Source organism: Intestinibacter sp., from assembly GCF_051866655.1.
Taxonomy (GTDB): domain Bacteria; phylum Bacillota; class Clostridia; order Peptostreptococcales; family Peptostreptococcaceae; genus Intestinibacter.
On record NZ_JBJDXL010000175.1, the window covers coordinates 1 to 5,297 of the forward strand.

The following is a 5,297-nucleotide window of genomic DNA, read 5'->3' on the forward strand; positions in this document are numbered from 1 at the left end:
AGCCTGAATGTCTTCAGTATTAGTTTTAAAAGAAACCAATAAACCTAATACTGTTAAAAAACACGCTGCTTCTCTAAATCTTTTCGGCATAAACTACACCCCCCTTCTCTACCTGCATAATTATTTATTATTATTATTATAACAAAAATAACTATATTATGATTTTAAATTACAATTATTTACATATCTCGTACAAAAAAAGATGCTATTACTTTAGCATCTTTTTGTTTATTTATATAATTTTAATCTTCAATTACATTCCTATTTCTTTAAATTCTCTACTACCTGGTTTAACTAATTCGATCTTTCCTTCTTTACATAAAGGACATTCGTCAGCGTCATAAACTTGTATGTCTAATTTTATAGCGCTGTATATTGGCATTCCTATTGGAGCACTAGTTCTGTCTGCTATACAAGCAACACCTATAACTTCTCCACCTAATTCTTCTAATGCTTTTTTAGTTTCTAAAGTTGATTTACCAGTTGTAACAACGTCTTCTGATATTATTATTTTAGCTCCTGGTTTAACTTCGAATCCTCTTCTAAGTTGCATTACACCGTCTTTTCTTTCAGTGAAAACAGCTTCTTTGTTTAATTGTCTTCCTAATTCATAAGAAACTATTACACCACCCATAGCTGGTCCAACTACTAAGTCTATGTCTAAGTCTTTTATTTGATCAACTACTGTGCTTAATACTTGTGCTGCGTATTCTGGGTATCTTAAAACTTTTGCACATTGTACGTATCTGTTACTGTGTTTTCCTGAAGATAATAGGAAATGTCCTTCTAATAATGCGTCGCTTTTCTTTAATATATCTACTACATCTACTTTACTCATGTATGATTCCTCCACTTTTACTAATTTATTATTAATATATTATTCTTTTTCTTTTTTTAAAAAATTAATAACGATATCGTTATTATATATTATCAATTTATTTATTTTTAAACAATTCCTCTAATTTCATCTAGAGATTTTATTCCTTCTCTCTCCATAAAATCATTGATTCCATCAACTATTTCAAGTCCCACTCTAGGATTCATGAAATTAGCTGTTCCTACTTGTATGCATGTTGCACCTGCCATGATGAATTCTATAGCATCTTCAGCTTTTGTGATTCCACCCATACCAAATACTGGGATTTCCACGTTTTTGCATACTTCGTGAACCATTCTAAGTGCTATAGGTTTTATAGCTGGTCCTGATAATCCTGCATATACATTTTCAAATACAGGCTTTCTGTTTTTTATATCTATTGCAAGGGCTTTGAATGTATTTACTAGAGATACACCGTCTGCTCCTTCTTCTTCACATACCTTTGCCATTGATATTATATCTTCTGCATTTGGTGAAAGCTTGATTACTAGAGGTTTTTTGCAAGCTGCTCTGACTTCCTTTACAACTTCTCTAGCTACTTCACTTTTGATTCCGAATGCCATACCACCTGCTTTTACGTTAGGGCAAGAGATATTTAATTCGATTATGTCTATTTCTTTGTCGTTTAGAAGCTCTACTCCTGTTACATAGTCTTCTAAGCAACCTCCACCTACGTTAGCTATTCTAACTAGATCTAATTTCTTGAAAAAAGGAAGCTCCTTGTCTATGAATCCTTGTACTCCAGGATTTTCAAGTCCTACGCTGTTTATCATTCCTGATGGAGTTTCCCAAACTCTTATGCCGTTGTTACCTGGTTTTGCGTTTAGTGTAAGTCCTTTTCCACTTACTCCACCTAGTTTTGATATATCGTAAACTTCATTGTATTCTCTACCAAATCCAAAGGTACCAGATGCCATTATTACTGGATTTTTGAAAGTCAAATCTTTAAATTTTACACTCATATCTGCCATTAAAAAATCACATCCTCTCCCCAGAATACTGGACCGTCTTTACAAGTCTTTTTGTTGCCACCTGTAGTTTTGCAAGTGCATACTAAGCATGCACCCATACCACAAGCCATTCTATTTTCTAATGAAACCATCACTCTTGTGTTAGTTCCCTTTTCAGCGTTTGTTTTATTCACCTTGTCCATTAAAACCTTCATCATAGGTGTTGGACCACAAGTTAATATATAGTCATATTCTGCTGTATCTATAGCATCTGTAACAAAAGTATTTCCTACAGTTGTTTTTACTTTATTACAAACTTTTTCGTATTTATCTACTAAAATAGGTTCATTTCTGAATCCTAAGTAAACATCACAATTAGGTATATTCTTTGCAACTAAATACAAAGGTGCTACACCTATTCCTCCGCCTACTAATGCAACCTTACCTTCTACTTTTTGGTATCCGTTGCCATAAGGACCTTCTAATTTTATTTCGTCTCCAGCAACTAATTTACTGAATATCTTAGTTCCTTCCCCGACTACTTTATATAAGAAAGTTATACCTTCTTCATCTATATCATGAATACTTATAGGTCTTGAAAGTGTTGGATATGTATCCCATGCTCTAAGCATATAGAATTGACCCATTTTACCTTCAAATTTGCCTTGTACCTTCATTTGGTACATATCTTCACCTATATATTTATTTTCTATTATTTTGTACATTATATTACTCCTCTACATCTACTCCTAAAAGTTTCATTATTAAAGCCATTCTCACGTACATTCCAAATTTAGCTTGTTGGAAGTATACTGCTCTCTTGTCATCATCAACATCAGTAGTGATTTCGTTTACTCTTGGTAATGGATGCATTACTAACATATTTTCTGGTGCTTTGCTCATTTTTTCTTTATCTAATATATAGCATCCCTTTAATTCTTCATATTCGTCTAAATCTGCAAATCTTTCTCTTTGTATTCTAGTCATATATAAAATGTCTAGAGTTGGTATTGCATCGTCTAAGCTTGCAGTTTCATAGTAAATATGTTTTTTAAGATTTTGTTTTACATATCCAGGCATTCTTAATTGTTCTGGAGCTATAAATACGAATTTACTTTCATCGTATCTGTTCATAGCTTTAACTAATGAATGCACAGTTCTTCCGTATTTTAAGTCACCACATAAACCTATTACGTGGTTATCTAATCTTCCTGTTAAAGTTTTTATTGTAAGTAAATCTGTTAGAGTTTGAGTTGGATGTTGATTTCCACCATCTCCAGCATTGATAAAAGGTACCTCTGCGTACTTTGTAGCTTCAGCTGCTGAACCTGCGATAGGATGTCTCATAGCTATTATATCAACATATCCAGATACAGTTCTTATTGTATCAGCTAATGATTCTCCCTTTGAAACTGATGATGAGCCTGGATCTGAAAAACCGACAACTTCTCCACCTAATCTTTTCATTGCTGATTCAAAGCTAAGTCTTGTTCTAGTTGATGGTTCATAAAATAATGTAGCAAGAAGTTTACCTCTGCAAACCTCTGAATATTTACCAGGATTAGCCATAATCTTTTGAGCTAAATCTAGTACTTCATCTATTTCTTTAATTGAAAAGTCTTCTGGTTGGACCAAATTTCTTGATTTTAACATTTCTTATCCTCCTTTTTCAGCCTCACCGGACTAAAATTAAAAGCTATTTTTATTCTGTTAGTAGGTTATCATTTTTACATTTTTATGTCAATAGATTGGCATAAATCCTGTTTAACAAATTACAAAATAACTTTTCTCTATTTACTATTTTAAATTATTGTTTGATTGATTACTACCTATATTATATGATATAATTTAATTGCTAACTAGTAGATACTACTAAAAGGCTATATATTTTCTCGTTTCTGAACAAAAACGAGCTAATATATAGCCTTTTTTTATAATATTTATTAATTGAAGGGGGTAAAAAAATGGAAGAAACTAAACAAAATCCTATGGGGACTAAATCTATTTCTTCATTGATATTCACGATGGGATGTCCACCTATAATATCTATGTTTGTGCAATCGATGTACAACATCATAGACAGTATTTTCGTCGCTAAATTAGGTGAAAATGCGCTGACAGCAGTATCTTTAGCTGCTCCAATTCAGTACTGTATACTTGCAGTATCTGTAGGTGTCGGCATTGGTATGAACTCTTATATTTCTAGAAGCCTCGGCGCAAATAATATCGATGAAGCAAACAACACTGTGACACATTCTATGATATTGTCATTTATTCATTCTTTATTATTTATTATTTTAGGCTTGCTATTTATACAGCCGTTTTTCAGAGCCTTTACTGATTCCGAGGAGATCTTTACACTTGGATGTAACTACACTTATATAGTAGTATTGCTTTCATTTGGGTTGTTTTTTCAAATCACCTTTGAAAAGATATTCCAAGCTACAGGAAACACACTTATGCCGACTATATCACAGGCAATTGGGGCAATTGCAAATATAATATTAGATCCTATTTTTATATTTGGTTGGTTTGGAGTTCCTAGACTTGGAGTCACAGGTGCGGCTATAGCTACTATAATTGGGCAAATGATATCATTTTTAATATTACTTGTATTTTTCATTAAATCAGACAGCATGCTAAAAATGGATTTAAAAAGATTTAAATTTGAGTTTCATATTATAAAAGAAATTTACGCAGTTGGAATTCCTTCTGCTTTGATGATTTCTATTTCATCATTACTTACAGTCGTGCTTAATTTTGTTTTAGTAAAATTCTCAAATACAGCCGTATCTGTCTACGGTATCTACTATAGATTACAGACATTTATCGCGATGCCTGTAAATGGGCTTGTTCAAGGTATGAGACCTATAATCGGATATAACTACGGTGCGAAGAATAGAGATAGAATTTTCGAAGCATTGAAAATAAGCCTTATGGTGTCTTTCACGATAATGCTTATAGGTTTCCTACTATTTATGTTTATGCCTAGACAGCTGATGTCTATGTTTAGTGCTTCAGAAAATATGATGAATCTAGGGGTTCAAGCTCTTCGTATAATCAGCCTAGGATTTTTATTCTCTGCATTTTCTTTGATTATATCTGCTATGTACGAATCTATCGGAAAGGGTACTTATAGCTTGGTTATTTCTCTGCTTAGACAATGCGTGATAATTATTCCTGTTTGTATGATTTTTTATAAGAGCATTGGTTTAACTGGTATTTGGATTACGTTACCTGTTTCTGAGATTGTGGCTGCGGTTGCTTGTTTGGGGATGTTTTTGAATACTTGTAGGAAGGATCCTGTTTTTATTAAGGATAAGGAATTGTAGTAAATTAGTAAGGGTACGTCGTAAAGTTTGATGACATACCCTTTTTACTATTTTAAATTATATATTTAATTCTTTATATTATGCATTTAACACCATCTTCTTATAAAAATTCTGATAATCTATCTTTGTTATCTCTTA

Annotated in this window: 5 protein-coding genes; 1 reads left to right on the top strand and 4 read right to left on the bottom strand. The window is 32.5% G+C overall.

Going from position 1 to position 5,297, the window contains the following annotated elements; all coding sequences use genetic code 11:
- Positions 1-253: 253 nt before the first annotated feature.
- From pyrE to pyrB, 4 genes are all read right to left on the bottom strand, one after another.
- Positions 254-838, bottom strand: coding sequence for an orotate phosphoribosyltransferase (gene pyrE, locus ACI3VO_RS05330; protein ID WP_439756917.1), 585 nt, complete (start codon positions 836-838; stop codon positions 254-256).
- A 107-nt stretch (positions 839-945) separates the two neighbouring features.
- The gene (locus ACI3VO_RS05335) at positions 946-1,848 is read right to left on the bottom strand and encodes a dihydroorotate dehydrogenase (RefSeq protein ID WP_439756918.1); all 903 of its coding nucleotides are present in this window, start codon (positions 1,846-1,848) and stop codon (positions 946-948) included.
- Entirely contained in the window at positions 1,848-2,552 is a 705-nt protein-coding gene (locus tag ACI3VO_RS05340; RefSeq protein ID WP_439756919.1) for a dihydroorotate dehydrogenase electron transfer subunit, read from the bottom strand. The genes ACI3VO_RS05335 and ACI3VO_RS05340 overlap by 1 nt, the downstream gene beginning before the upstream one ends.
- 4 nt (positions 2,553-2,556) lie before the next feature.
- A complete protein-coding gene (pyrB, locus tag ACI3VO_RS05345; protein ID WP_439756920.1) occupies positions 2,557-3,480 on the bottom strand; it encodes an aspartate carbamoyltransferase in 924 nt (307 codons plus the stop codon).
- 311 nt (positions 3,481-3,791) lie between these two features.
- On the opposite strand from pyrB, the gene ACI3VO_RS05350 reads away from it, so the two are divergent.
- Entirely contained in the window at positions 3,792-5,159 is a 1,368-nt protein-coding gene (locus ACI3VO_RS05350; RefSeq protein ID WP_439756921.1) for an MATE family efflux transporter, read from the top strand.
- Positions 5,160-5,297 lie beyond the last annotated feature (138 nt).

Excerpts from the sequence above, each read along its gene's own strand:
- ACI3VO_RS05350 (WP_439756921.1), top strand. The coding sequence starts at position 3,792 with ATGGAAGAAACTAAACAAAATCCTATGGGGACTAAATCTATTTCTTCA.
- ACI3VO_RS05335 (WP_439756918.1), bottom strand. The coding sequence starts at position 1,848 with ATGGCAGATATGAGTGTAAAATTTAAAGATTTGACTTTCAAAAATCCA.
- pyrE (WP_439756917.1), bottom strand. The coding sequence starts at position 838 with ATGAGTAAAGTAGATGTAGTAGATATATTAAAGAAAAGCGACGCATTA.
- ACI3VO_RS05340 (WP_439756919.1), bottom strand. The coding sequence starts at position 2,552 with ATGTACAAAATAATAGAAAATAAATATATAGGTGAAGATATGTACCAA.
- pyrB (WP_439756920.1), bottom strand. The coding sequence starts at position 3,480 with ATGTTAAAATCAAGAAATTTGGTCCAACCAGAAGACTTTTCAATTAAA.